A 23,345-nucleotide genomic window follows, 5' to 3' on the forward strand; every position below is an offset into this window, starting at 1 on the left:
GGCTTCCTCGATGAGGGTTTCCACGATCTGGTTCTCCGGCACGGTCTTGATCACCTCGCCCTTGACGAAGATCTGCCCCTTGCCGTTGCCCGAGGCCACCCCGAGGTCGGCCTCGCGGGCCTCACCGGGACCGTTGACCACGCAGCCCATCACGGCCACGCGGAGGGGAACCTCCATGCCCTCCAAACCGGCGGTGACCTCGTCGGCGAGTTTGTAGACGTCGACCTGCGCCCGGCCGCAGGACGGGCAGGAGACGATCTCCAGCTTGCGCGGCCGCAGGTTCAGCGACTCCAGAATCTGGGTGCCGACCTTGACCTCCTCGACCGGCGGGGCGGACAGCGACACGCGGATCGTGTCGCCGATGCCCTGCCGCAGCAGCGAACCGAAGGCCACGGCCGACTTGACCGTGCCCTGCATCGCCGGACCGGCCTCGGTCACACCGAGGTGCAGCGGGTAGTCGCACTGCTCGGCCAGCAGTTCGTAGGCCCGCACCATCACCACGGGATCGTTGTGCTTGACCGAGATCTTGACGTCGTGGAAGTCGTGCTCGGCGAACAGCGAGGCCTCCCACAACGCCGACTCGACGAGCGCCTCCGGTGTGGCCTTGCCGTACTTCTCCAGCAGACGCTTGTCCAGCGAGCCCGCGTTGACGCCGATGCGGATCGGCGTGCCGTGGTCCTTGGCCGCCTTGGAGATCTCCTTGACCTGATCGTCGAACTTGCGGATGTTGCCCGGATTGACCCGCACGGCGGCGCAGCCCGCCTCGATGGCCGCGAAGACGTACTTCGGCTGGAAGTGGATGTCGGCGATCACCGGGATCTTCGACTTCTGGGCGATCGCGGGCAGCGCCGCCGCGTCGTCGGCGGTCGGGCACGCCACACGCACGATGTCACAGCCCGAGGCGGTCAACTCGGCGATCTGCTGCAGCGTGCCGTTGATGTCGGTGGTGTTCGTCGTGGTCATCGACTGCACCGAGACCGGGTGATCACTACCGACACCGACCGGCCCAACCTGTAACTGGCGGGTTTTACGCCGTTCCGCGAGTACCGGTTCGGGATTGGCGGGCATACCCAGATCGACGGTCATCGCGTCTTCTCCACCTTCGCAATGCGGATCGAATTGTCGGTCCCGCGACATGACGGGAACCTCGGGGTGACGGGGCCCGGCGGGTGAGAGGCACCGGACCGCCACCCACGATACCGGCACGGACCACGGCTCGAACGGGAAGTCACCTTTCGAGTGATGCCCGCCTTCTTACCAGGCCTGTCGAGTGAGGTTAGTAACACGGTGCGTGGTACCGCGGGGGCGCTCAGCCCACCGGCTCCGGGGAACCTCAGGTGAGTGTCACCGGGTTGACCACGTCCGCGACCAACACCAGCAGCGAGTACGCGATGAACACGATGCTGATCCCGTAGGCCAGCGGCATCAGCTTGGCCGTGTCGAACGGCCCCGGATCGGGCCTGCGGGTCAGCTTCGCGAAGTTGCGCCGCAGCGCCTCCCAGAACGCACCCGCGATGTGCCCCCCGTCCAGCGGCAGCAGGGGCAGCATGTTGATCAGGAACAGCGAGAGGTTCACACCCGCCAGCAGCTGGACCATCATGATCAACCGGGCACTCACGGAGAGCTCGTCGTAGGAGAGCACCTCGCCGCCCAGCCGACTCGCGCCGACCACCCCCACGGGGGAGTCCTTCGCTCGCTCCTGCCCGCCGATGGCGGCCACCAGATCGGGCACCTTGCTGGGCAGCTCGACAACCTTCTGCGCGGTCGCGCCGATCATGGTGCCGATTCGAGTGACCACTTGGCCGAAGTTCTGCCGCACCAGGTGATCGGTGGGGCTCACTCCGAGGAAACCGACCTCGACCAAGCCCTCCGCCTCACCCAGTCTCGGCTGGGGATTCTGCATGAGCTCGGGGCGGAGCGTGATCCTCTCCCCGTCCCGCTCGACGAGCACGGTCGTCGTGCCGGAGGCATCGCGGATCGAGTTGCGCAGCTCCGACCACGACTCGACCCACTGGCCGTTGAACCGCAGGATCTCGTCACCGGGCCGGAAACCCGCCGCCGCCGCGGGTGACTTCGGCGCGTCGGGCGGGCATTCCTGGGTGCTCTGACCGGCTGGCACCACGCACTCGCTGACCGAGCGAATCGTAGTGGTGGGCTCCGCGACCCCGTAGCCCATCAGCACCGAGGTGAAGATGCCGACGGCCAGGATCAGGTTCATGAACGGCCCCGCGGCCATCACGATGATCCGCTTCCAGGGTTTGCGCTGGTAGAACTGCCGGTGGGAGTCCTCGGGCCGGACCTCCTCGGCCACGGCCTGCCTGGCGTCCTCGACCATGGCCCGCCACGGCGCGGAGGAAGCCGTGCGCCCGTACTCCTCATCCCGCTTCGGCGGGAACATGCCGATCATCCGGATGAAACCGCCGAACGGAACGGCCTTGACGCCGTACTCCGTTTCCTTGCCCTGCCTGGAGAACAGCGTGCGGCCGAACCCGACCATGTACTGGGTCACCTTGACGCCGAACATCTTCGCCGTCGCGAGGTGGCCCAACTCGTGCCAAGCGATCGAGAACAACAGCCCGAGGAAGAAAATCAGGATGCCCAGCACGACAAGCATCAATGCGCTCTTTCCATACCGGCGAGTTCGCGGGCCCTGCGACGAGCCCACTCCTCGGCTTCGAACACCTCGTCCACGCTGGCCGGCTCGGCGCACCAGGCGTCGGCCCCTGCCAGTACCTCCTCCACAGTGTGCACGATGCTGGTGAAACGACTGTTACCGGCGACGAACGCGGCCACGGCCTCCTCGTTCGCGGCGTTGTAGATCGCGGGCAGGCATCCGCCCCGCCCACCGGCCTCCCGAGCCAACCGCACGGCGGGGAAGGCCGTGTCGTCGAGCGGCTCGAACGTCCACGAGGCCGCCTGCTCGAAGGTCAGCCGTGGGGTGACTCCGCCGATCCGGTCGGGCCAGCCCAGCCCGAGCGCGATCGGCAGCCGCATGTCGGGGGTACTGGCCTGCGCAATGGTAGCGCCGTCGACGTAGGTGACCATCGAGTGCACGATCGACTGCGGATGCACCACGACGTCGATGCGCTCGTACTCCACGCCGAACAGCAGGTGGGCCTCGATCAGTTCCAGGCTCTTGTTCACCATCGTCGCCGAATTGATGGTCACTACCGTCCCCATGGCCCACGTGGGGTGGGCGAGCGCCTGCTCGACGCTCACCTCGTGCAGCGCCTCACGGTCGTAGCCCCGGAACGGCCCCCCGGAGGCGGTAAGCACGAGCCGTTCCACCTCTGCAGCACGACCGGCCCACAGGCACTGCGCCAGCGCGGAGTGCTCGGAATCCACCGGGACGATCTGCCCGGGGGAAGCGGCCCTCGTGACCAGCGCTCCCCCCGCGACCAGCGACTCCTTGTTCGCCAGCGCCAACCGCGAGCCCGCGTGCAGGGCGGCGAGCGTGGGACGCAGGCCCCGCGAGCCGTCCATGCCGTTGAGGACCACGTCGGCCTCGGTCTCGCGCACCAGATCGGTGGCGGCGTCCGGTCCGGCCAACAGCCGTGGCAGCCGGAAACGGCCGGTCGAGTAGCCGAGCCGCTGCGCCTCGGCGTAGAGCGCGAGCTGCACGTCCTCGACGGCCGTGGCCCGAGCCACGGCCACGACCTCCACCCCGAGTTCGAGGGCCTGCGCGGCCAGCGCAGCGGGATCGTTGCCACCGGCGGCCAGACCGACCACCCGGAACCGCTCGGGGGCCTGCCGGATGACTTCCAACGCCTGGGTACCGATGGAGCCGGTGGATCCCAGCAGCGTGACGGTGTGCACGGTGTCGCGTTCGTCGTGCCGGGCGCGCGCGTCCGGTTGGGCGGAGACCATCGGGGGTCATTCTCGCCCACCGGCGACGTCACGCGTCATCGCGGTCTCGTTCCGCGGAACCGAGTGGCCGGCGAGCCGGCCCGCAGTGACCGGGAGGCAGGAGTGAGGGGCACCCGGGGTGACCGGTCACACTGCCGACAACGCTGCGGCGGTCACCGCCCGAGGGTGTGCGAGGATGGTCGACATCGGCGGTCCGCGTGCCGTGCGGCAGTTCGATCCGCGACGAAGCCGTGTACCGCCCCATGCCGACGATTCGGCGTCCGCGGCTCGGAGGCCGGGAGTCGCGACGGTTACAGGAGGGGAACGCGTGGCAAGCACGGAGCTGGAACAGACCCAGAGTGAACGGACACCGACCCAGGCGATCGATCCCGCCGAAGAGCCCTCGGTGGAATGGGGCTGGCACGGATCGTTCCCGAAAGGCATCCAGATCGCGGGCTGGTTCTCCACCTTCGCGATGGTGATGATGCTCATCGGCAACCACCAGGGACTCCTCAGTGGTGGTGGCAGCCCCATCAGCGCGGACATCTGGCTGATCGCGATCGCGCTGGGAATGGCGATCGCACTGATCTACGACCTGCGCAGGCGCCGCGTCTCGTGGCGACGCTGAATCCGGGGGCGAGGTTGACCCGCCCTCCGGGCAGTGGGCCGTATCGCCGGGGTTCGGGCGAGGAGCTAGCCGGCGTCGCGTAGGCGCACTACGCGACGCCGCTCCCACGGCCGCTCACCAATGCTTTCCTGGCGTGTTGTCGATGCGCGCGGATCTTCCCGGAGCCGGAAATCCTCGAAAAGGCACCGCCGAGCGAGCATCCCGACAACCCGGCCGGAAAACTTCGATCAGGAGTTCTCGGCGGCCAGCTGCCCGCATGCGGCGGCGATCTCCTGACCGCGGGTGTCGCGAACCGTGCAGGAAACTCCGGCCTCACGGACCCGCCGCACGAACTCGCGCTCCACCGGTTTCGGACTCGCGTCCCACTTGCTTCCCGGCGTGGGATTCAACGGGATGACGTTGACGTGGGCGAACCTCCCCAGATGCTCGTGCAGCAGTTTACCGAGCAGATCGGCCCGCCAGGGCTGGTCGTTCATCTCGCGGATCAACGCGTACTCCACCGAGACGCGCCTGCCGGTGTGCTCGGCGTAACCCCGTGCCGCCTGCAGCACTTCCTCGACCTTCCAGCGGTTGTTGACCGGAACCAGGGTGTCCCGCAACTCGTCGTCGGGAGTGTGCAGCGAAACGGCGAGCGTGACCTGGAGGCCTTCCTCCGTCATTCGTCGAATGGCGGGCGCGAGCCCCACGGTGGAGATGGTCACCGAGCGCTGGGACAGTCCCAGCCCGTCGGGGGCGGGGTCACAGATGCGGTGCACCGCGTCGATGACCCTCCGGTAGTTCGCCAGTGGCTCCCCCATCCCCATGAAAACGACGTTGGAGAGCCTGCCCGCCCCACCGGGCAGCTCACCGTCCTGCATCATGGCGGCGGCCTGCCGAACCTGCTCGACTATCTCCGCGGTCGACAGGTTGCGCTGCAGACCTCCCTGCCCCGTGGCACAGAACGGGCAGGCCATGCCACAACCAGCCTGGCTGGAGATGCAAACGGTGGCCCGTTCCGGATAGCGCATCAGAACGCTTTCCAGGGTGGTTCCGTCGTGAGCCCGCCACAACGTCTTGCGGGTCTCACCCTCGTCCGTGTCGAGGTTGTTCACGGCGGTCAACAGCGTGGGCAGCAGCTCGTTCGCCAACACCTGCCTGCTGGAGGCCGGGACATCACTCATCGACCACACATCGGCCGTGAGCCTGCCGAAGTAGTGCTGCGCGAGTTGCCGCGCACGAAACGGCTTCTCACCCAGTTCGGAGACGGCGGCACGACGCTGTTCCGCGGACAGATCGGCGAGATGCCGGGGAGGCATCCCCCGCTTGGGCGCGTCGAAGACGAGGGGTAGGGACTGCGAGGTCATAGCACCCGCAGTATCCCACGAGGACGAGCGAACGAACGCGGCGGTCACCCGCAACGCCCGACGGGGCACTTCCCGCGTCCCCATCCGCACCGGCACGAGGAACCTCTGTTACGGAGCGAACACATCCGGGCACGTGAAGTCGCACACGGTACCCGCTTCGCGGGGTGCGGGCGAGTTTTCGAAGCGCCGTCCTATCGTGAAGCCATGACTGGCATGGTTGAGCGCCACTCAGCCTCCGTGGAGGACTACGTACGGACGATCTACGGGCTGGGCGAACGCGGCGCGGCGGTCACGAACACCACGCTGACCGCTCGTCTGGGGCTGAGCCCGTCATCGGTGTCAGGGATGATCAACAAGCTGGCGCAGCTCGGCCTGGTCACCCACGAGCGGTACCGGAGTGTCGAACTCACCACCGAGGGGCGCAGACTCGCCTGCGACGTGCTGCGCAGGCACCGGCTGCTGGAGTTGTTCCTGGTGGAGATCCTCGGCTACACCTGGGACGAGGTGCACGACGAGGCGGACTCGCTGGAGCACGCCGTCTCGGACGAGCTCGTCGAGCACATAGCGGCCAAGCTCGAACACCCCACCCACGATCCGCACGGCGATCCGATCCCGAGTGCGGACGGAGTAGTGGAAAAACCCACGACCAGACTGCTGGAGCACCTGGAACCGGGCACCGTCGGCACGATCGCGCGGGTGTGGGACACCGACTCCGAACTGCTGCGTTACCTCACCGACCACGGTTTGACGCTGGGAAACCGGATCGAGGTCGTGGAGCGCAAACCCTTCGGCGGGCCACTGGTGGTACGAGTGGGCGACTCCGAAACGGTCGAGACGCACTTCCTCGGCTCCGAGATAGCCCAGACGCTGTCCATCACGGTCCAGAAGTGATTTCCGCCACAGCGGAACGGTGGTGGTACTGCACCGTAATGGTAACGGCCACGGTAGTGCCGGGACTTTTTCACTTCGGGTCGTCGGAGACCGAACAGTCCCCGGACCGGTGGCTTCCCCCGGAATGATGGCCACACCCTGACTCGTGGCCGCCGCTGGAGGCGTGCTCGTTATCCCGACAGCTCTCGCCGAACAACGCGGCAGGCTCCGCGGCGCCATTCCGGGAACCAGAGCACCCCCGCGAGTCCGCCGCGGCGAAACCGTCCCCGGTCCGTTCGGCATCGTAGGCGCCCAGGACGGCGAGCAGCAGGTCGAACCGGTTGTCGGTGAGCCGGACGACCACCCATCCGAAACCGAACAACCCCGCGAACACGAATCCCGCCACCCATTCGATCGGAGCGTGCTGGGCCAATAACAGCACGGCCACGCACAGCGCCAGCCCGGAGGCGAAGGCGGCGATCCGCGCCACGGTGACCGTGTTCCGCAGTGATCGGTACATCGGGCAGTTCCCGTCCAGAGCCCGCACCGCGTCGGTACGCTCGCCGGGCTCCATTCGTGCGACTCGATCCAATGCCGTCACGAGCGTTTCGACCGGTCCCCCAGCCATAGCTATCGCACTCCCGCCAACCAACCGGAATTCTCCGAAGCGACAGCCCCCCGACTTCGTTCGAACACAGTCGATCATGGAAACGCGAGAATGGCAAGGCGTCGTTCGGGTTACTGACCAGCCACGAAACGGGCCCGTTCGAAATCGGCGCTCCGAATCCGGAACGCTGGTGGACGGCGGAAAACGAAACCGACCGATGCGCCACGGCCACACGAAAACGCACGGAAGCGGGTCGTTCGATCGATAGGCACGACACCGAACGAAGAAAACCGATCACTCTTCGCGGCGAATTCGAATCCGGTAGTTCACCGGGAGAGAGGTGCCGGGAACCGATTCGACCGCCCGACGGGCCACGGACGGGGAAAACTCGATCCGCAGTACGGCTTCCAGGCTCTTCCGGTCGTCGAATTCCCAGCGGGTCTCGACGTCGAAACTGTCGAACCCGCGGGCGGCGAAGAAACGCTCTATCCGCTCGGGATCGAAACCGGCAAGGTCGGCACGCATCCACTCGCCGTACGGTGCGCTGCGCCCGTCCAGGTCGACGACCACCAGCGCACCACCGGACCGCAGCACACGCCGCGCTTCGGCGAGGCCTGCCTCGCAGCCCGGACCGAAGAAATAGGCGGTGCGAGCGTGTATCAGGTCCACGGATCCCGCTAGTAACGGCACCCGGTGAGCAGCGGCACGAACCACCCGGACCGAATCGCGGCACCGCGAAAGCGCGACCCTGCGCCGAGCACGGCGAACCAGTGGGCGGTAGGGCTCGACCCCCAGCACGCTGCGTGCCCGTCTCGCGAAAACCGGCAGATGAAACCCGGCGCCACAGCCGATGTCGACCACGTCGAGCCCCTGCCAGTCATGGAGGCGGCGGAGTTCCGCCCATATGGCACCGGTGACGTCCTGCGCGGCGTTTTCCAACTCGTAGACATCCGGCCAGTTCCACACGTTGGGGCTCGGTCGGACCTCGACCTCGTCGAAGCCCACCGCACGAGCGGCCGCGAGTTTGACCGAAAGTCCAGCCAACATCGCCCTAGGTCAGCTCGGAAGCAACCAGAACAGTGTGCTCCAGGCGACCACCGCCGAAGGCAGCAACGAATCCATCCGGTCCATCAGACCACCGTGCCCCGGCAACAGGGTCCCCATGTCCTTGATGTCGAGATCCCGTTTGATCAGCGACTCCATCAGGTCACCGATGGTGGAGCTGCAGACCACCGCCAGGCCGAACAGCGCCCCCACCCACCAGGCTCCGCCGAGCAGCAGCCCCACGGAGAGCACGCCCGCGGCCACTCCGGAGAGCAGCGAACCGACGAATCCCTCCCACGACTTGTTGGGACTCACCCGGGGGGCCATCGGGTGTCGCCCGAACAGAACTCCGGAAGCGTAACCACCGGTGTCGGAGGCGACGACACCGATCATGAAGCACAGCGCGCGGAAACCACCGTCGGGCGGAAGGGCCAACATGGCCCCGAACGCGGCGAAGACGAAGACGTAGGCGGTGGTGAACACCGAGGCCGTGACGTCACGCAGGTACCCGTCGACCCCCAGTCGAACACGCCAGACCAGACACGCCAGCGTCGTGAGGGCGAAGGCGACCAGCACGGCGGGCAAGCCGTAAGGCCAGGACAACCAGATGATCGCCTGCCCACCAAGCAGCACGGGGAACAGCGCCAGTCGAATACCGGCCCCACGCCGCAGTGCTCCCGCCAGTTCCAGCGCGGAAAGTGCCGCCGCCACGGCAACGATGCCGATGAACAGGTGGCGATAAGTCAGCAGAGCGGCGACGATTCCCGCGCCGAGCAACAGCCCGACCGCCAACGCGGCGGGCAGGTTCCGTCCGGCGCGGGAAGGGCGTGCGGCGTCGCCCGGCACGTCGACCGACATTCCGGACTCACCTTCGCGCTGGTCAGTGGTTACCACGTCCTCAGACCTCGAGCAGTTCGTTTTCCTTGTGCTTGACCAGCTCGTCGATCTGGGAAACGTAGCGATGGGTGATGTTTTCCAATTCCTTCTCACCACGCGTGCCCTCGTCTTCACCGACCTCACCGTCCTTGACGGTTCGATCGATCTCTTCCTTGGCCTTACGACGCAGATTCCGCACGGTGATACGAGCGTCCTCGCCCTTCTGCTTGGCGAGCTTGGCCATCTCCTTGCGCCGTTCCTCGGTCATCTCGGGGATCTGTATGCGGATGACGTTGCCGTCATTACTGGGATTGACCCCGAGATTGGAATCCCGGACAGCGCGTTCCATGGCACCGAGCTGACTGGCATCGTACGGCTTGATGACCACGAGCTTCGCCTCGGGCACGTTGATGCTCGCCAACTGATTCAGCGGAGTCGGCGAACCGTAGTAGTTGACGACGATGCCGGAAAACATCGCCGGATTGGCACGGCCGGTCCGAACGGTGGACAGATCGTCCTTGGCCACCGTCACCGCCTTCTGCATCTTCTCCTCGGCTTCGAGAAGAGTCTCGTCAATCACGGCTGCTCCTTCGGTACGGGGCCGGCAGGCTCCGACGGGTTTGTCGACACTGGTTACCGCTCCGGCGGGGAGTGATCGCACCGGAGCCCGAACAGGATCCCAGCACGAGCTCCGGGGAGTGCTAACCGGGGGTGCTGACCAGCGTCCCGATTTTCGCACCACTGGCGGCACGGGCTATGTTGCCTTCCACCAGGAGATTGAAGACGAGAATCCGCATGTGATTGTCCATGCACAAGCTGAAAGCCGTCGCGTCGGCGACCTTCAGTCCCCGCTCCAGAACCTCGCGGTGGGTAATGCTGTCGAAGAGCTCCGCGCTCGGTGTGGTCTTGGGATCGGCCGAGTAGACACCGTCCACCCCCTTGGCCATCAGCACCACCTCGGCACCGATCTCCAGAGCCCGCTGGGCGGCGGCCGTGTCGGTGGAGAAGTACGGCATACCGGTCCCGGCACCGAAAATGACGACGCGCCCCTTCTCCAGGTGCCGACTGGCGCGACGCGGAATGTAGGGTTCGGCGACCTGCCCCATGCTGATGGCGGTCATCACACGGGTGTCGATACCGTGTTCGCGCTCCAGGAAGTCCTGCAACGCCAGGCAGTTCATCGCGGTGCCCAGCATCGCCATGTAGTCGCCGCGAGCACGTTCCATACCCCGTTGCTGGAGCTCCGCACCGCGGAAGAAGTTCCCGCCCCCGATGACGACCGCGACCTCGACCCCGTTGGCGACCACCTCGGCCAGCTGTCGCGCGACCGTACCCACGACGTCGGGATCTACCCCCACGCTGCCGCCGCCGAACATCTCGCCACCCAGCTTGAGCAGTACTCGTCGGTAACCGGCTTCACCGACATGGCCAACGGGTACGCCGTCGTCAGTCACTCGTTCCTCCTGAGAAAACGCCCCGCCCTCGGGCTGCGAAGGCGGGGCGCGGACACCGATTCCTGGAGCGGTCCGGAAACGACGAGGCCACGTACGGGCGCCGACTCACGTGCCGGATTCACATCCCGCTCGCTCGTGGTCCCGTTCCGCGGTCATCCCGGAACAGCTCCCGCGCGGAGTGCTCCGCCGGAGACGGAACACTCCGGTAAACATCCTGGCCGCCGGAACCGCGGAGCGCACGACAAAAGCACGATTCCACGGCCGGCAACGCGAAGCTCAGGACTGACCGACTTCGAACCTCGCGAAACGGGTGATGCTGACTCCGGCCTCGTCCAGCAGATCCTTGACGGAACGCTTGTTGTCCTGCACGGAGGGCTGGTCCAGCAGCACGTTGTCCTTGTAGAATCCGTTGAGCCTGCCCTCGATGATCTTGGGCATGGCCTTTTCCGGCTTGCCCTCGGAACGGGCGGTCTCCTCGGCGATCCTGCGCTCGTTCTCGACGATGTCCTCGGGGACGTCCTCCCGGGAGAGGTACTGCGGCTTCAACGCCGCGATCTGCATCGCGGCGCCCCGCGCGGCCTCCTCGTCGGAACCGGTGTACTCGACCTGGACCCCCACTGCGGGCGGCAGTCCCGCCGCACGACGGTGCAAGTAGGTGGCCACCTGGCCGTCGAAGACGCTGATCCTGCGCAGTTCCAGTTTCTCGCCGATCTTGGCGGACAGGTCGTGAATAGCCGTGCCGACGGTGCTGTCACCCAGCTTGGCTTCGCCGACCGTCTCGACGTCGGTGGAGCCCGCTTCCTTGGCCGCGGCGACGATCTTGTCGGCCAGCTCCACGAACTCGTCGTTCTTCGCGACGAAGTCCGTCTCGCTGTTGAACTCGATCAGGACACCGTTCCCACCTGCGACCAGGCCTTCCGCGGTGGAGCGCTCGGCCCGCTTGCCCACGTCCTTGGCGCCCTTGATGCGCAGGTTCTCGATCGCCTTGTCGAAGTCGCCCTCGGTCTCCTCGAGCGCCTTCTTGCAATCCATCATGCCGGAGCCGGTGACGTCACGGAGACGCTTCACATCGGCCGCACTGTAGTTCGCCATCGTGCGTTGTCCGTCCTCGTCGGAGTGTGTACGCGGTGGGGAAATCGAAGTGACGGGGCGCGCCCGCCCGACAGGCACGGGCACGCCCCCGTTCGTCAGGACTGCGCCGGCTGCTGGCCTGCCTCGGAGTTCGCGGCGGCCTCGGACTCACCGGAACCGGTCAGCAGTTCCTTCTCCCACTCCGCGAGCGGCTCCTCGGCAGCTGCCTGCTGGTTCTCGTTGGTCTCGGCGCTCTCGCCGCGGCCACTCCGGGCCATCAGGCCCTCCGCGACACCGTCCGCGACCACACGGGTCAGCATGGCCGCCGAGCGGATCGCGTCGTCGTTACCGGGGATGGGGTAGTCCACCTCGTCCGGATCACAGTTCGTGTCGAGGATGGCGACGATCGGGATCCCCAGCTTGCGGGCCTCACCGACCGCGATGTGCTCCTTCTTGGTGTCCACGATCCAGATCGCGCTCGGGACCTTGGACATGTCACGGATACCGCCGAGCGTGCGCTCCAGCTTCTCCTTCTCGCGGGTCAGCATCAAGATCTCTTTCTTGGTGCGCCCCTCGAAACCACCGGTCTGCTCCATCGTCTCCAGCTCCTTGAGACGCTGCAGCCTACGGTGCACGGTCTGGAAGTTGGTGAGCATACCGCCCAACCAGCGCTGGTTGACGAACGGCATGTTGACGCGCTGCGCCTGCTCGGCGATGGCTTCCTGCGCCTGCTTCTTCGTCCCGACGAACAGAATGGTGCCGCCGTGGGCGACGGTCTGCTTGACGAAGTCGTAAGCCCCGTCGATGTAGGACAGGGTCTTCTGCAGATCGATGATGTAGATGCCGTTGCGCTCGGTGAAGATGTAGCGCTTCATCTTCGGGTTCCAGCGGCGGGTCTGGTGCCCGAAATGCACACCGCTGTCGAGCAACTGCTTCATGGTGACGACGGCCATGGCCTGCTTCGCACCTCACGTGTCGGGCGCGCCGTTCGACGGCGCGCGATTTCGGTTGCCGTGATGAGCCGGGTGACCCATCACCCTGGTACGCGCGGAGCCGCCGCCCGGACACCCTCGGTGAGACCGGGACCGCGGACGACTCCTCGTGACCGCCGCACCGTCGCCCCGCACCATGATTCCACCACCAGGGGCGGAAACCCTTTCGTATCGGTTGCCGTCCTCGGGCAACCCACACGGGCGGCTCTCCTCGGGACCGGCCCGCGAGGGATCGTCGGAACGAAGCACCTCGACCGATCCGGGAGACGGACTCCGAATACGGAATCCGGGGGTGATGCGATCGATACGCGCGTACGCGAAGTCGAACTCGTCGTAGGACGAGTCGCGGGAACGAGTGTACGCCACAACAGGTGGCAACCACATCGCGGTGGCGATTTTCCACAGCTTCTCGATCGGTCCACCCGAGGGAAACTCCGGCCTCGCCGGTGAGCGCACGACTCCGGCAGTGTGATCCGCATGCGTGGTTGGGTAGTAGCACTGGTGCTGGCCCTGGGAACCGGAACCGTCACCGCGTCGAGCAGCCCCGACATTCCCGTGGACTCCCCCGGAGGTCCCGCGGATCCTCCCGGCACGAGCACCCCCGGCCTCCGGCTGCGGGAGCCGTTGCGTGGCTCGGTGGAAGTGGTTCGGGATTTCCGAAGCCCACCGAACCGCTACGGCCCCGGCCACCGGGGAGTGGATCTGCGGGCGTCTCCCGGCGAAGCGGTTCTCGCGGCGGCCTCCGGAACGGTCGAGTACGCCGGGTTCGTGGTGGACAGGCACGTGATCGCCATCGGCCACGGCAACGGCCTGAGCACCACCTACGAACCGGTTCTCCCCGAAGTCACCACCGGGCAGTCGGTCGAGCGAGGCGAGATCATCGGCGCAGTAACCCGAGGCCACCCCGAATGTGCCGCGAAGACCCCCCGCACCTGCCTGCACTGGGGACTACGCGAGCACGAGACCTATCTCGACCCGTTGCTCCGGCTCGCCACGGGCCATGTCCGACTCCTGCCGTGGCCCCGTCCAACGGGGCCACCGGGACACCGACGGGGCCGCCACCCGCGGCTCTTCCCGCACCGCGCTCCCGGGAGGGCACCGGAGACGTGACGCGTTGGTTACCCGCTGTCCCCGGTACCGCTGCGCCGGCGGGATTCACTCCTCGAGCGGTTCGTCAACCCGGCGCGAAGATCCTCGATCAGTTTCCCGGCTCGGTCAATTTCCCCCGCAGACGCAACACAGCCCTGGTGTGCAGTTGACACACCCTGGACTCGGTGACGCCGAGCACCTTCCCGATCTCGGCGAGGGTGAGATTCTCGAAGTAGTACAGCGTCACAACGATGCGGTCCCGTTCGCTCAACCGCTCCACCGCCTCGGCCAGCTGGCGTCTGCTGTCACGGTCGACGAGGGTGTTGACCGGATCCTCGGCACGCTCGTCCGGCAGCGTTTCGGCCAGCGAAGCGGTGCCCCGCCCCACTCCGATGAGATCGTCGAGCGCGGCCACGCTGGTCATCTGCAGCTGCGCGAACAACTCTCGCAGCTCCTCGACGGACAGCGAGAGCTCCTCGGCCAGTTCCGAGTCGGTGGCCGTGCGCTGCAGCTTGGCCTCCAGGCGCTCCGAGGCGCGTTCGACGTCCCGGGCACGGCTGCGCACCGAACGGGGAACCCAGTCCTGCGCTCGCAGATCGTCGAGGATCGCCCCGCGGATGCGCTGCATGGCATAGGTCTCGAACTTCAGTCCTCGCTCGGGTTCGAACTTCTCGATCGCGTCGACGAGTCCGAACACCCCGGACTGGATCAGATCGGAGACCTCCACGTGGGCGGGCAGCCCGGTGCCGATGCGGCCGGCCACGTACTTGACCAGCGGCGCGTAGTGCAGCACCAGCCGATCACGAAGCCGCTGGTCCCGGTTCCGGCCGAATGCCTGCCACAGTGCGACTATCCCGGCCGTGACGTCTTCGCCCTCACGATCCTCGGCATGGCCGGCGGTGGAGGTGGCATCGCCCCGCGGCCACCACTCCTTCCGGAGCATCGAGTCGAATCGAGAGGTACCTTCGCCGCGCTGTCCGTTGCCGTGCCGGGGATGCTGCTCCGTCTCCTCCGCCTCTTCGGCGGGCCGCATGCCTGATCGCGCGGTTGCCGCTCGGGCCGCGCCCCCGGCATCGTCAGGAACGGGGGTGGGTTCGCTCATGGATCGCCTTCAACCGTTCGACGGTCACGTGAGTGTAGAGCTGCGTTGTCGAAAGCGTAGCGTGACCGAGCAACTCCTGTACGCTACGCAGGTCCGCGCCTCCTTCCAGAAGATGCGTCGCGGCGGAATGACGCAGACCGTGCGGACTCAACCGACCGGCATCGTGGACGGTGCTGACGGCGTCGTGGACGATACGTCGCACGCTGCGCGGATTGAGCCGACCACCGCGAACACCGAGCAGCAGAGCGTTGCCCGAGGCGGTACCGGACAGCTCCGGACGTCCGACCTCCAACCACCGGGCCAGGGCACGTGCGGCCGGAGTGCCGAACGGAACCGCTCGCTGCCGGTCGGCCTTGCCGATCACACGCAGCATGCGGTGTTCGTGATCGATGTGTTCCAGGTCGAGTCCACAAAGTTCGGAGACCCGCACACCGGTCGCGTAGAGCAGTTCGAGCACCGCGTGATCACGTAGCGCGACTGGGTCCTCCTGCTCGGCTCCGGCAGCGGCCGCACGCAGCGCCGAGTCCGCCTGATCCTCGCGAAGGACGGACGGCAACCTGCGTCGGCCGCCCGGAACGGACAGCCGAGGCCCGGGATCCTCCGCCAGCAGCTCCCGGCGATGTGCCCAAGCCGTGAAAGCCCGGACGGCCGCCGCACGCCGAGCGAGCGTGGTTCTACTGGCACCTCGTTCGTGCTCGGCGCTCAGCCAGGCACGAAGCGAGTCGATACCGAGATCGTGAAGCCTCGGGTCCTGCTCCGTGCACTCGGACACGAAATGTGCCAGTAACGAGACGACATCGGTGACGTAGGCACGCACGGTGTGGTTGGAGAGCCCTCTCTCCCAGGCCAGATACCGCTCGAAACGATCGACTGCCGTAGCCGGTTCGGTGGGAAGACCTCGACGAGTCGCGAGCAGGTCCGGCCTGGTCGACTGCTGGGAACGTTTCTGATTCATGCCGAGTGACGTCGCTGGGTACATTCGCCGGAATCAAGTAGCACGACGCCACGATACGCGCTCGACATCTCACTGCTCGCAACGTGTCCATCCTCGATCGTCACAGCGGACGAATCCGGAAATCTCCAACGCGCTCAGGCAGGTGACCACCGACTTTCGCGTTATCCCCGTGTCTTGTGCGAGCTGTTCGGCGGTACGACGGCGGGTCGGCGAGAGTGAATCGTGGACACGTTTGGAGACCTCGTCGAGTTCGTCCGTGGGACGTGGGCTGGGGTCACGTTCCGGCGCCGGGGCGGTACCGATGCCCGAGACAACCTCAAGCACGTCCGCGGCGGCGGTCACCAGTACGGCTTTTCCGGAACGGATCAGCTCGTGGCAACCGGACGAATTGGCCGAGGTGATCGGACCGGGCACAGCCATCACCGGTAGCCCCAGGGTGTCGGTGGTGGCCGCGGTGTTCCCCGCCCCGCTCCGGAGTCCCGCCTCCACCACAACGGTCCCGGCGGTCGCGGCCGCGATCAGGCGGTTGCGAATCAGAAACCGGTGTTTCCGCGGCGGGGTCCCGGGTGGGTACTCGCTGCACACCATCCCGTTCTCGGCGATCCGTGCGATGAGCCTGGCATGCCCCGCCGGGTAGTCGAGCTCCGGACCGCACGCCAGAATCGCCGCCGTAGCTCCACCCGCGGCGAGCGCACCGCGATGTGCGGCACCGTCGATTCCGTAGGCGGCTCCCGAGACCACGGTCGCTCCGGAACGGGCCAGTTCATACCCCAGTTCCGCCGCGCAGGACTCGCCGTAACCCGTCGCGGCACGGGCACCGACCACCGCGACCGCGTTGCGCAACACGGCTTCCGGTGAGACGGCCCCACGACACCAGAGTGCCATCGGAGCGGCCATCCCGGACAGGCCGACCTCGGTCGCCCCCTCCAGGAAAGCGGTCCGGCCACCGGGCCACTCCCGATGTTCGGGAGTAATCAGCCGAATTCCGGACCGGTGGGCGCGCTCCAACAGTTCGGCACCACACACGTGCTCCCGACGAGCGGCGGTCTCGTTGATCACCGCGCCGGGAACGTCGCCCGCTCGAATCCGATCGGCGGCGATCTCGGCACCGTGCACCGCGACGAAACCGTAGGAAGCCGGAGCCGGGGGTTCGGCGACGGCGGAGAGATACGCCCAGGCACACAGTCGCTCGTGGGTTACAGGGTCGACGGAGGCGTTCATGCGATGGCCCTGTCACGAAACTGCAGCGCAGCGGCAACGTGCTCCGCATCCGGGGATTCCGCCCCGTCAAGATCGCTCAGCGTCCAGGCGACGCGCAGACACCGATCGGCTCCCCTTGCCGTCAACGCACCCGTGTCGAGTCCTTTGTCCAGCAGTCTCGTGGCACTGTCCGGCAGTGGGAACTCACGGCGCAGCACGGGGCCGGGAACTTCGGCGTTCGAACGCCAGCCGTGCTTCTCCCACCGCAGGAGAGCGGCTCGGTGTGCTCGGGCCACCCGCTCACGCACTGCCGAGGAGGACTCGGGGGCTTCGGCGGCGGGCAGTTCCATCGTGGACATCGGACGCATCCGCACACGCAGGTCGATACGGTCCAACAACGGCCCGGAAAGCCTGCCGAAGTACTTTCGGCGAGCGTGCGGTGTGCACTGGCAGTCGATGTCCCTGGCGGGTGCGCAGGGACACGGATTGGTGGCCATGACCAGTTGGAATCGGGCCGGATAACGCAGGGTGCCCTCACTCCGGGACAATCGGATCTCCCCCTCTTCGAGAGCGGTCCGCATGGATTCCAGCCGTTTCGTCCCCCATTCGCAGGCTTCGTCCAGGAACAGCACTCCGTGGTGGGCGCGACTGACGGCACCAGGCCTGGCGAGCCCGGTTCCTCCGCCTATCAGACCGGGAACGGATATCGAGTGGTGCGGAGCCACGAACGGCGGGGTACGCAGCAGAGTGGCGTTCTCGGGCAGCTCACCCGCGACGGAGTGCACCGCGGTGGTCTCCAGGGCCTGCGGTACCGACAGTTCCGGAAGCAGGCCGGACAGTCTCCCCGCCAGCATCGTCTTGCCCGTCCCCGGCGGACCGACCATCAGGAGATGATGGCCCCCCGCCGCCGCTATCTCCAGTGCCCATCGCGCTTCCGGTTGCCCGAGGACGTCGACCAGATCCGGCGCCGGAGTCGACCGCGGCACGTCCTCGTCCGCCGGATCGGGGGCGGACCACAGCTCTCCGGTGCCTCGTATCCAGTCGAGCACCTCCCGCAGAGTCTCGGCGCCGAGGATCTCGATCCCTTCGACGAGACCGGCTTCCCGCAGCCCCTCCAACGGCACGACCGCACGTCGCATACCGCCAGATACGGCTGCCAACAGCCCGGGCACGAGTCCGCGTACCGGACGAATACGACCGTCCAGCGCCAGCTCCCCGAAGAAGACGGTTCCGTGGAGCCCGCCCGCGGGTACGCGTTCGGCCCCGGCGAGCACCGCCATGGCCAGGGCGATGTCGAACGAGGTGCCGGTCTTCGGCATGGCAGCCGGTGACAACGCCAGGGTGATGCAGGACTGCGGCCAGTACTCCCCGGAGTTCCTGATCGCGGCACGGACCCGGTTCTTCGATTCCTGCAGCGCCGCGTCCGGCAGCCCCAGCAGCTGAACACTGGGGATACCCCCACTCCGGACGTCGGACTCGATCTCGACCAGCACACCGTCCACACCGAACAACGCCACCGCCCAGGTGGTGTGCAGCGACAACTCAGCACACCTCCTCGTGGTGCTCGATGCGGACCGGCGAGTCGGGTGGCCACAGCACGGACAACACATCGAATCGGACCGGACAGTTGCGGACGTCGTGGGCCCGGAGCCAGGCGGCGGCGACCTCTCGCAGTTTGCGTACCTTGTGCGGGCTCACTGCCTCGACCGGGGAACCGTAATCGATCCCGGATCGCGTCTTCACCTCGCAGACGATCACGCGACGACCGTCGGTACAGACGATGTCGAGTTCCCCCTGCGAGCAGCTCCAGTTACGGGAGAGCACCACCAGTCCCCGTTGTCGGAGATACTCCGCCGCCAGTTGCTCGCCCGCTCTTCCCAGGGCGTGTCTCCTGCCGTGCGTGTCGTCGTCCGAGACTGCTCCGATGATGGGTCTCGGTGTCATGGGCGCCTCCGGGATCGGTTGGATCGGACACTTCCAACCTGCACGGAGCGCCACACGCCCACCAAACTCGAATCGTTCGGTTGTGAAGCACCGCAGGCGATGTGGACAACCGCGTTGCCGTGGCTCACCAGTTCGTGGCGGAGCTCGCTCACTCGGCCGGTGCCGGTACCTGAGCCGTCTCCCGGCCGCGTTCGGGAGACGACACCCTCCAGAAGGACGACACGTGGGTATTCATGCCGATCCCCGGCACCTCCCGTGGCATCCGTCCCGCACCCTCGCCGCTCGCCCCCCGATGCGAGCAAGCGAACCGGTCAGCCGAACGGAGTCCCGCTCTCCGGGAGCCGGAGTTCCGGCTTGTCGAGCTCCTCGACGTTGACGTCCTTGAACGTGATCACACGAACGTTCTTGACGAACCGAGCCGGGCGGTACATGTCCCAGACCCAGGCATCCGACATGACCACCTCGAAATACACCTCGGTATCCGAGTTGCGCACCTGAACGTCCACCCCGTTGGCCAGGTAGAAACGCCGTTCGGTCTCCACCACGTAGGTGAACTGACCAACGATGTCGCGGTACTCCTTGTAGAGTTGCAGCTCCATCTCGGTCTCGTACTTCTCGAGATCCTCGGCGCTCATGGCTGTGCGAGCCCTTTCCTGTCACTGATCGGTCCACGGATGCCCAATGGCGGCACTCCCATTGTCCATCACAGCTTGATCAAAAGCATCGAACAATCCGGATTCACTACTGTTGCCTCGTGGCGAACGCATACCGTGAGTAACCGCGGACTTCACCACGTTCGAGTAACTCCAGCGATGCTCCGTGGTGGGACCGTGTAACCGGAGAGCAGCGGTGTGTCGCGCTGTCGAATACCCTTTGTGCACGTCGAAACCGTATCCCGGGCACGAGTCGTGCAGTTCGTTCATCATTCGGTCCCGGCTGACCTTCGCGAGCACGGAAGCCGCCGCCACGCAGCCGGCCGCCCGGTCCCCCTTGCGCACGGCCACGCTGGGAGTGGCCAACCCCTCAACCCGGAAACCATCGGTGAGTACGTAACCGGGGTGAACCCCGAGACCGGCGACCGCACGGCGCATTCCTTCCAGGTTGGCGACGTGCACCCCCATGGCATCGATCTCGGCGGGTTCGACCGAAACCACGCAGTATCCCACCGCCGAAGAACGGACCACCTCGAACCAGTGATCACGCGCCCGGGCGGTGAGCAGCTTGGAGTCGGTCAACCCGTCGAACCGACGGCCCGAGCCCGCGCGCAGCACGCAGGCGGCTACCACCAGTGGCCCGGCGCAAGCGCCGCGCCCCGCCTCGTCGACACCGGCCACCGGGCCGAGCCCACGACGTTCCAGTGCGTTCTGCAGTGCCCAGCTACCGGCATCCCTGCGCACGATGGTGCGCGGCAACCCCAGCTCAGCGGATTTGTTCCGCAAGCTCAGCGTCGCTCCCACATCCGCGAGCGTGCGGCAACCAGCGAACCACGGCGAGTCGACCAGACGGCCGGTACGACCACCAGGTACCGCAGTCCTTCCCAGCCGGGAGGCTCCGACCACGGATCCTCGTCGGCCCGGAGGGCCACGGCCTGCGGGTTCGATTCCTCGATACCCTGCCACCGTCCCGGCGGCAGCAGAATCACCTGCGCCTTGCCGACCACGTTGTCGAGCGGAACGGCACCGGCACGACCACCACCACCCTGGTACCTGGAGTCCAGCGAGTTGTTCCGGTTGTCACCCATGACCCAGAGGTGATCCTCCGGCACGGTCACCGGACCGAACTCCTCCTGCTTTTGCGGGGTTCCGGGAGCCCAGTGGATGTAGGGCTCGTCGAGCGGCTCGCCATCCACCAGAACCCGGTTCTGCTCGTCGCAGCATTCCACGGTCTGCCCGCCGGTGGCGATCACGCGCTTGACGAAGTCCTTCTGGGCGGGCTCGACCAGGTGAAGCAGCGAACCGACGCGGTGGAAGAAACCGACCACGGGGTTGGCGGGTTCGGAGACACCGCCCTCGTCGGCCATCCAGCTCTTCGGTCCGCTGAACACGACCACGTCGCCGGGCTGGGGATCGCTGAACCGATAGGTGATCTTGTCGACGAGGATTCGGTCGTTGCTGCATCCGTCACAACCGTGCAGCGTCTGCTCCATCGAGCGTGAGGGGATCAGGAACACCCGCGCGACGAACAGCTGCAGCAGCACGGTCAGCACCAGCGCGGTGCTTATCAGGACGAACAGTTCCCACCAGAAGGAACCCTTCCGGGGCTTTCCGGACCGCTTCGAGGCGTTTCGCGCCGAGGAGCGCGTCTCGTCCGGCTGCTCGGCGGCTGCCTGCTCGTCCGAGGAGCCCTCCGGGGGGTCCTCGTCGGGTCCTTGGGAACGCATGACGTCGGCCACGCGGCCAGGCTACTGGATACACGACGCCCGTTTCCCGCGACCCCGCGCCGGAACACGCGTAACAGTTGCCGGATTCATCACGGTTGCGGTGCGCTTTTACCGATCTGTCACGATCATCCCACCCGGTTTTCGGACCGGGTGGCCCACGATCGGGCGGGACGCGTCGGCACCGAGCCCGCCGGTTTCACCTGATCGAAGGAAACCCACCCGCAACTCCGTACGGCGCGAAGGAGTCGGGCGGAAAACTCCGAACACTCGGGACGACAAAATGCACGGCCCCGAGCTTCGGGACCGTGCATCGTCGATGACGTTCCGCCCGGTGGTCGATAGCTGCCACCGGCGCGGGAGCGCGTCAGGAGGAGGACTTGGCCAACTTCTTCTCCTTGACGCGCGCAGCCTTGCCGACCCGGTTACGCAGGTAGTACAGCTTCGCCCGCCGGACGTCGCCACGCGTGGCGACCTCGATCTTGGCGATGTTGGGGCTGTGCACCGGGAAGGTGCGCTCCACGCCGACACCGAAGGAGACCTTGCGAACGGTGAAGGTCTCCCGAATGCCACCGCCCTGCCGGCGGATGACCACACCCTGGAAGACCTGGACACGCTCGCGCGAACCCTCGATGACGCGGACGTGGACCTTCAGCGTGTCGCCGGGCCGGAAGTCTGGGATGTCGGAACGCATCGACTGGGCGTCCAGCGCGTCCAGCTTGTTCATCGGTGGTCCGTCCTCATCCGTGTCGTTGAACGTTCACTCACGACAGTGAAATCTGTTCGGGCGAGCCGCGACTCGCGTCACGGCGACCGATCCGCCTCTCGGCCCGGACGGGCCGCGCGGATTCCCCTGTGACCCACCCGACAACACCGATCGGGCCTCGGGTGGTCACCGAGCCGTTTTGCGTCACCCCGTACCACGAGGAAGACGTCTGCCGAAGCAGAAAAGCGATCACCGGTGGTACTGCCACCGCACCGGTCGCATTGTCTCACCGGGCAGCTTATCAGCCGGGTTCGTCGTCCCCGAACGAGCCCCGGAACCACCGCGCACGAGAGCGTCGAGGCGCCTCCCCGAGCAGTCGGACCCGGCGACCGAACCCGGCGACCGAACCCGGTGGCCGAACCCGGCAGCCGAACAGGGCGACCGAACCGGGCAGTGCCGTCCCGGCTACTCCTCACCTGACGAGGCGCGCTCCCGTCGCAGCCGTTCCAGCAGCGCCCGGTCGTGCTCGTCCAGTTCCTCCGGAGGAAGCGTGTCGAGCAGCTCGGGGCGGCGGAGCCACGTACGCTCCAACCCCTGCTGTCTGCGCCAGCGCCGCACCGCCGCGTGGTCGCCGGAGCGCAGCACATCGGGGACGGAGAGCCCCCGCCAGGTTTCCGGGCGCGTGTAGCTCGGCCCTTCCAGCAGTCCGTCCGAGAACGAGTCCTGCTCAGCCGAGGCCGGATTGCCGAGCACCCCGGGCAACAACCGCACCACGGCCTCGATCATGGTCAGCGCGGCCACCTCACCACCGACGAGGACGTAGTCGCCGATGGACACCTCCTCGACGGGCATCCTGCGGGCGGCGTCGTCGATGACTCGCTGGTCGATGCCCTCGTAGCGGCCACAGGCGAAGATCAGGCGTTCCTCGCCCGCCCAACGACGGGCAGTGTGCTGGTCGAACGGCACCCCGGCTGGTGTGGGGACGACCAGGCGGGGGGTTTCGGACGTATCGGCAGCCACGCTGTCGAGCGCCTCACCCCACACGTCCGGTTTCATCACCATGCCGGGGCCACCGCCGTAGGGACTGTCATCGACCGAGCGGTGGACATCGTGGGTCCAGTCACGCAGGTCGTGCACCCCCACGGAGATCCTGCCCCGCTCGATCGCCTTTCCCAGCAGGGCCTCCCGTACCGGAGTCAGATAATCGGGAAAGATCGTCAACACGTCGATCCGCAACACAG

At 66.8% G+C, this 23,345-nt stretch carries 24 protein-coding genes; 3 read left to right on the top strand and 21 right to left on the bottom strand.

Annotated elements, in window-relative coordinates; translation table 11 throughout:
• From ispG to dxr, 3 genes are all read right to left on the bottom strand, one after another.
• Positions 1 to 1,086 (bottom strand): flavodoxin-dependent (E)-4-hydroxy-3-methylbut-2-enyl-diphosphate synthase (ispG, locus tag BLR41_RS20815; protein ID WP_092632012.1); only part of this gene is annotated, 1,086 nt, incomplete at its 3' end.
• A gap of 247 nt (positions 1,087 to 1,333) precedes the next feature.
• Positions 1,334 to 2,614: a M50 family metallopeptidase gene (locus BLR41_RS20820; protein WP_092632015.1), complete on the bottom strand. Its 1,281-nt coding sequence runs from the start codon at positions 2,612 to 2,614 to the stop codon at positions 1,334 to 1,336.
• On the bottom strand, positions 2,614 to 3,867 hold the full coding sequence (dxr, locus tag BLR41_RS20825) for a 1-deoxy-D-xylulose-5-phosphate reductoisomerase (protein ID WP_092632018.1): 1,254 nt from the start codon (positions 3,865 to 3,867) through the stop codon (positions 2,614 to 2,616). The genes BLR41_RS20820 and dxr overlap by 1 nt, the downstream gene beginning before the upstream one ends.
• A gap of 307 nt (positions 3,868 to 4,174) precedes the next feature.
• On the opposite strand from dxr, the gene BLR41_RS20830 reads away from it, so the two are divergent.
• Entirely contained in the window at positions 4,175 to 4,474 is a 300-nt protein-coding gene (locus BLR41_RS20830; RefSeq protein WP_092632254.1) for a DUF2631 domain-containing protein, read from the top strand.
• Between the two features lie 227 nt (positions 4,475 to 4,701).
• On the opposite strand, the gene rlmN is transcribed toward BLR41_RS20830, so the two are convergent.
• Positions 4,702 to 5,817: a dual-specificity RNA methyltransferase RlmN gene (rlmN, locus tag BLR41_RS20835; protein ID WP_092632021.1), complete on the bottom strand. Its 1,116-nt coding sequence runs from the start codon at positions 5,815 to 5,817 to the stop codon at positions 4,702 to 4,704.
• Between the two features lie 204 nt (positions 5,818 to 6,021).
• Between rlmN and BLR41_RS20840 the strand changes: the two genes are divergently transcribed.
• Positions 6,022 to 6,708, top strand: a complete 687-nt coding sequence (locus BLR41_RS20840) for a metal-dependent transcriptional regulator (protein WP_092632024.1) — start codon at positions 6,022 to 6,024, stop codon at positions 6,706 to 6,708.
• 70 nt (positions 6,709 to 6,778) lie between these two features.
• Here the strand turns inward: BLR41_RS20840 and BLR41_RS20845 are convergent, their stop codons facing one another.
• From BLR41_RS20845 to rpsB, 7 genes are all read right to left on the bottom strand, one after another.
• A complete protein-coding gene (locus BLR41_RS20845) occupies positions 6,779 to 7,261 on the bottom strand; it encodes a hypothetical protein (protein WP_092632027.1) in 483 nt (160 codons plus the stop codon).
• 327 nt (positions 7,262 to 7,588) lie between these two features.
• Complete coding sequence (locus BLR41_RS20850) at positions 7,589 to 8,341, bottom strand: class I SAM-dependent methyltransferase (RefSeq protein WP_092632030.1); 753 nt, start codon at positions 8,339 to 8,341, stop codon at positions 7,589 to 7,591.
• A 9-nt stretch (positions 8,342 to 8,350) separates the two neighbouring features.
• Positions 8,351 to 9,196, bottom strand: coding sequence for a phosphatidate cytidylyltransferase (locus BLR41_RS20855; protein WP_092632033.1), 846 nt, complete (start codon positions 9,194 to 9,196; stop codon positions 8,351 to 8,353).
• A gap of 40 nt (positions 9,197 to 9,236) precedes the next feature.
• Positions 9,237 to 9,794 (bottom strand): ribosome recycling factor, encoded by a 558-nt coding sequence (gene frr / locus BLR41_RS20860; protein WP_092632036.1) that lies wholly within the window; start codon positions 9,792 to 9,794, stop codon positions 9,237 to 9,239.
• 121 nt (positions 9,795 to 9,915) lie between these two features.
• Positions 9,916 to 10,668: a UMP kinase gene (gene pyrH, locus BLR41_RS20865; RefSeq protein ID WP_092632038.1), complete on the bottom strand. Its 753-nt coding sequence runs from the start codon at positions 10,666 to 10,668 to the stop codon at positions 9,916 to 9,918.
• A 276-nt stretch (positions 10,669 to 10,944) separates the two neighbouring features.
• Positions 10,945 to 11,760, bottom strand: a complete 816-nt coding sequence (tsf, locus tag BLR41_RS20870; RefSeq protein ID WP_092632041.1) for a translation elongation factor Ts — start codon at positions 11,758 to 11,760, stop codon at positions 10,945 to 10,947.
• Between the two features lie 95 nt (positions 11,761 to 11,855).
• Positions 11,856 to 12,692 (bottom strand): 30S ribosomal protein S2, encoded by an 837-nt coding sequence (gene rpsB / locus BLR41_RS20875; RefSeq protein WP_092632044.1) that lies wholly within the window; start codon positions 12,690 to 12,692, stop codon positions 11,856 to 11,858.
• Positions 12,693 to 13,208: 516 nt separating this feature from the next.
• Between rpsB and BLR41_RS20885 the strand changes: the two genes are divergently transcribed.
• Positions 13,209 to 13,841, top strand: coding sequence for a murein hydrolase activator EnvC family protein (locus BLR41_RS20885; RefSeq protein ID WP_092632050.1), 633 nt, complete (start codon positions 13,209 to 13,211; stop codon positions 13,839 to 13,841).
• Between the two features lie 88 nt (positions 13,842 to 13,929).
• Here the strand turns inward: BLR41_RS20885 and whiG are convergent, their stop codons facing one another.
• The 10 genes from whiG to trmD form a co-directional block, all read right to left on the bottom strand.
• Entirely contained in the window at positions 13,930 to 14,922 is a 993-nt protein-coding gene (gene whiG, locus BLR41_RS20890; RefSeq protein ID WP_092632053.1) for an RNA polymerase sigma factor WhiG, read from the bottom strand.
• Positions 14,897 to 15,877 carry a tyrosine recombinase XerC gene (locus BLR41_RS20895; RefSeq protein ID WP_092632056.1) on the bottom strand — a complete coding sequence of 327 codons (981 nt, stop codon included), beginning with the start codon at positions 15,875 to 15,877 and terminating at the stop codon, positions 14,897 to 14,899. The genes whiG and BLR41_RS20895 overlap by 26 nt, the downstream gene beginning before the upstream one ends.
• Positions 15,878 to 15,946: 69 nt before the next feature.
• Positions 15,947 to 17,098, bottom strand: coding sequence for a DNA-processing protein DprA (gene dprA / locus BLR41_RS20900; RefSeq protein ID WP_092632059.1), 1,152 nt, complete (start codon positions 17,096 to 17,098; stop codon positions 15,947 to 15,949).
• Positions 17,095 to 18,618 carry a YifB family Mg chelatase-like AAA ATPase gene (locus BLR41_RS20905; protein WP_092632062.1) on the bottom strand — a complete coding sequence of 508 codons (1,524 nt, stop codon included), beginning with the start codon at positions 18,616 to 18,618 and terminating at the stop codon, positions 17,095 to 17,097. The genes dprA and BLR41_RS20905 overlap by 4 nt, the downstream gene beginning before the upstream one ends.
• 1 nt (position 18,619) lies before the next feature.
• Positions 18,620 to 19,021: a YraN family protein gene (locus BLR41_RS20910; protein ID WP_092632065.1), complete on the bottom strand. Its 402-nt coding sequence runs from the start codon at positions 19,019 to 19,021 to the stop codon at positions 18,620 to 18,622.
• A gap of 311 nt (positions 19,022 to 19,332) precedes the next feature.
• Positions 19,333 to 19,656 carry a DUF2469 domain-containing protein gene (locus tag BLR41_RS20915; protein WP_043572207.1) on the bottom strand — a complete coding sequence of 108 codons (324 nt, stop codon included), beginning with the start codon at positions 19,654 to 19,656 and terminating at the stop codon, positions 19,333 to 19,335.
• A gap of 21 nt (positions 19,657 to 19,677) precedes the next feature.
• Complete coding sequence (locus BLR41_RS20920; protein WP_218120297.1) at positions 19,678 to 20,460, bottom strand: ribonuclease HII; 783 nt, start codon at positions 20,458 to 20,460, stop codon at positions 19,678 to 19,680.
• A 2-nt stretch (positions 20,461 to 20,462) separates the two neighbouring features.
• Positions 20,463 to 21,413 (bottom strand): signal peptidase I, encoded by a 951-nt coding sequence (lepB, locus tag BLR41_RS20925; protein WP_218120298.1) that lies wholly within the window; start codon positions 21,411 to 21,413, stop codon positions 20,463 to 20,465.
• A gap of 352 nt (positions 21,414 to 21,765) precedes the next feature.
• A complete protein-coding gene (gene rplS / locus BLR41_RS20930; protein ID WP_043572209.1) occupies positions 21,766 to 22,125 on the bottom strand; it encodes a 50S ribosomal protein L19 in 360 nt (119 codons plus the stop codon).
• A gap of 444 nt (positions 22,126 to 22,569) precedes the next feature.
• The gene (gene trmD, locus BLR41_RS20935; RefSeq protein ID WP_092632262.1) at positions 22,570 to 23,340 is read right to left on the bottom strand and encodes a tRNA (guanosine(37)-N1)-methyltransferase TrmD; all 771 of its coding nucleotides are present in this window, start codon (positions 23,338 to 23,340) and stop codon (positions 22,570 to 22,572) included.
• Between the last annotated feature and the right edge of the window lie 5 nt (positions 23,341 to 23,345).

The sequence above is a fragment of the Actinopolyspora mzabensis genome (assembly GCF_900101095.1).
Lineage (GTDB): Bacteria > Actinomycetota > Actinomycetes > Mycobacteriales > Pseudonocardiaceae > Actinopolyspora > Actinopolyspora mzabensis.

Coding starts and splice junctions, on each gene's coding strand:
- BLR41_RS20850 (WP_092632030.1), bottom strand. CDS start 8,341: ATGTTGGCTGGACTTTCGGTCAAACTCGCGGCCGCTCGTGCGGTGGGC.
- BLR41_RS20855 (WP_092632033.1), bottom strand. CDS start 9,196: ATGTCGGTCGACGTGCCGGGCGACGCCGCACGCCCTTCCCGCGCCGGA.
- BLR41_RS20910 (WP_092632065.1), bottom strand. CDS start 19,021: ATGACACCGAGACCCATCATCGGAGCAGTCTCGGACGACGACACGCAC.
- BLR41_RS20820 (WP_092632015.1), bottom strand. CDS start 2,614: ATGCTTGTCGTGCTGGGCATCCTGATTTTCTTCCTCGGGCTGTTGTTC.
- whiG (WP_092632053.1), bottom strand. CDS start 14,922: ATGAGCGAACCCACCCCCGTTCCTGACGATGCCGGGGGCGCGGCCCGA.
- tsf (WP_092632041.1), bottom strand. CDS start 11,760: ATGGCGAACTACAGTGCGGCCGATGTGAAGCGTCTCCGTGACGTCACC.
- rlmN (WP_092632021.1), bottom strand. CDS start 5,817: ATGACCTCGCAGTCCCTACCCCTCGTCTTCGACGCGCCCAAGCGGGGG.
- BLR41_RS20915 (WP_043572207.1), bottom strand. CDS start 19,656: ATGAGCGCCGAGGATCTCGAGAAGTACGAGACCGAGATGGAGCTGCAA.
- BLR41_RS20845 (WP_092632027.1), bottom strand. CDS start 7,261: ATGGAGCCCGGCGAGCGTACCGACGCGGTGCGGGCTCTGGACGGGAAC.
- BLR41_RS20895 (WP_092632056.1), bottom strand. CDS start 15,877: ATGAATCAGAAACGTTCCCAGCAGTCGACCAGGCCGGACCTGCTCGCG.
- BLR41_RS20885 (WP_092632050.1), top strand. CDS start 13,209: ATGCGTGGTTGGGTAGTAGCACTGGTGCTGGCCCTGGGAACCGGAACC.
- dprA (WP_092632059.1), bottom strand. CDS start 17,098: ATGAACGCCTCCGTCGACCCTGTAACCCACGAGCGACTGTGTGCCTGG.
- rplS (WP_043572209.1), bottom strand. CDS start 22,125: ATGAACAAGCTGGACGCGCTGGACGCCCAGTCGATGCGTTCCGACATC.
- BLR41_RS20840 (WP_092632024.1), top strand. CDS start 6,022: ATGACTGGCATGGTTGAGCGCCACTCAGCCTCCGTGGAGGACTACGTA.
- dxr (WP_092632018.1), bottom strand. CDS start 3,867: ATGGTCTCCGCCCAACCGGACGCGCGCGCCCGGCACGACGAACGCGAC.
- rpsB (WP_092632044.1), bottom strand. CDS start 12,692: ATGGCCGTCGTCACCATGAAGCAGTTGCTCGACAGCGGTGTGCATTTC.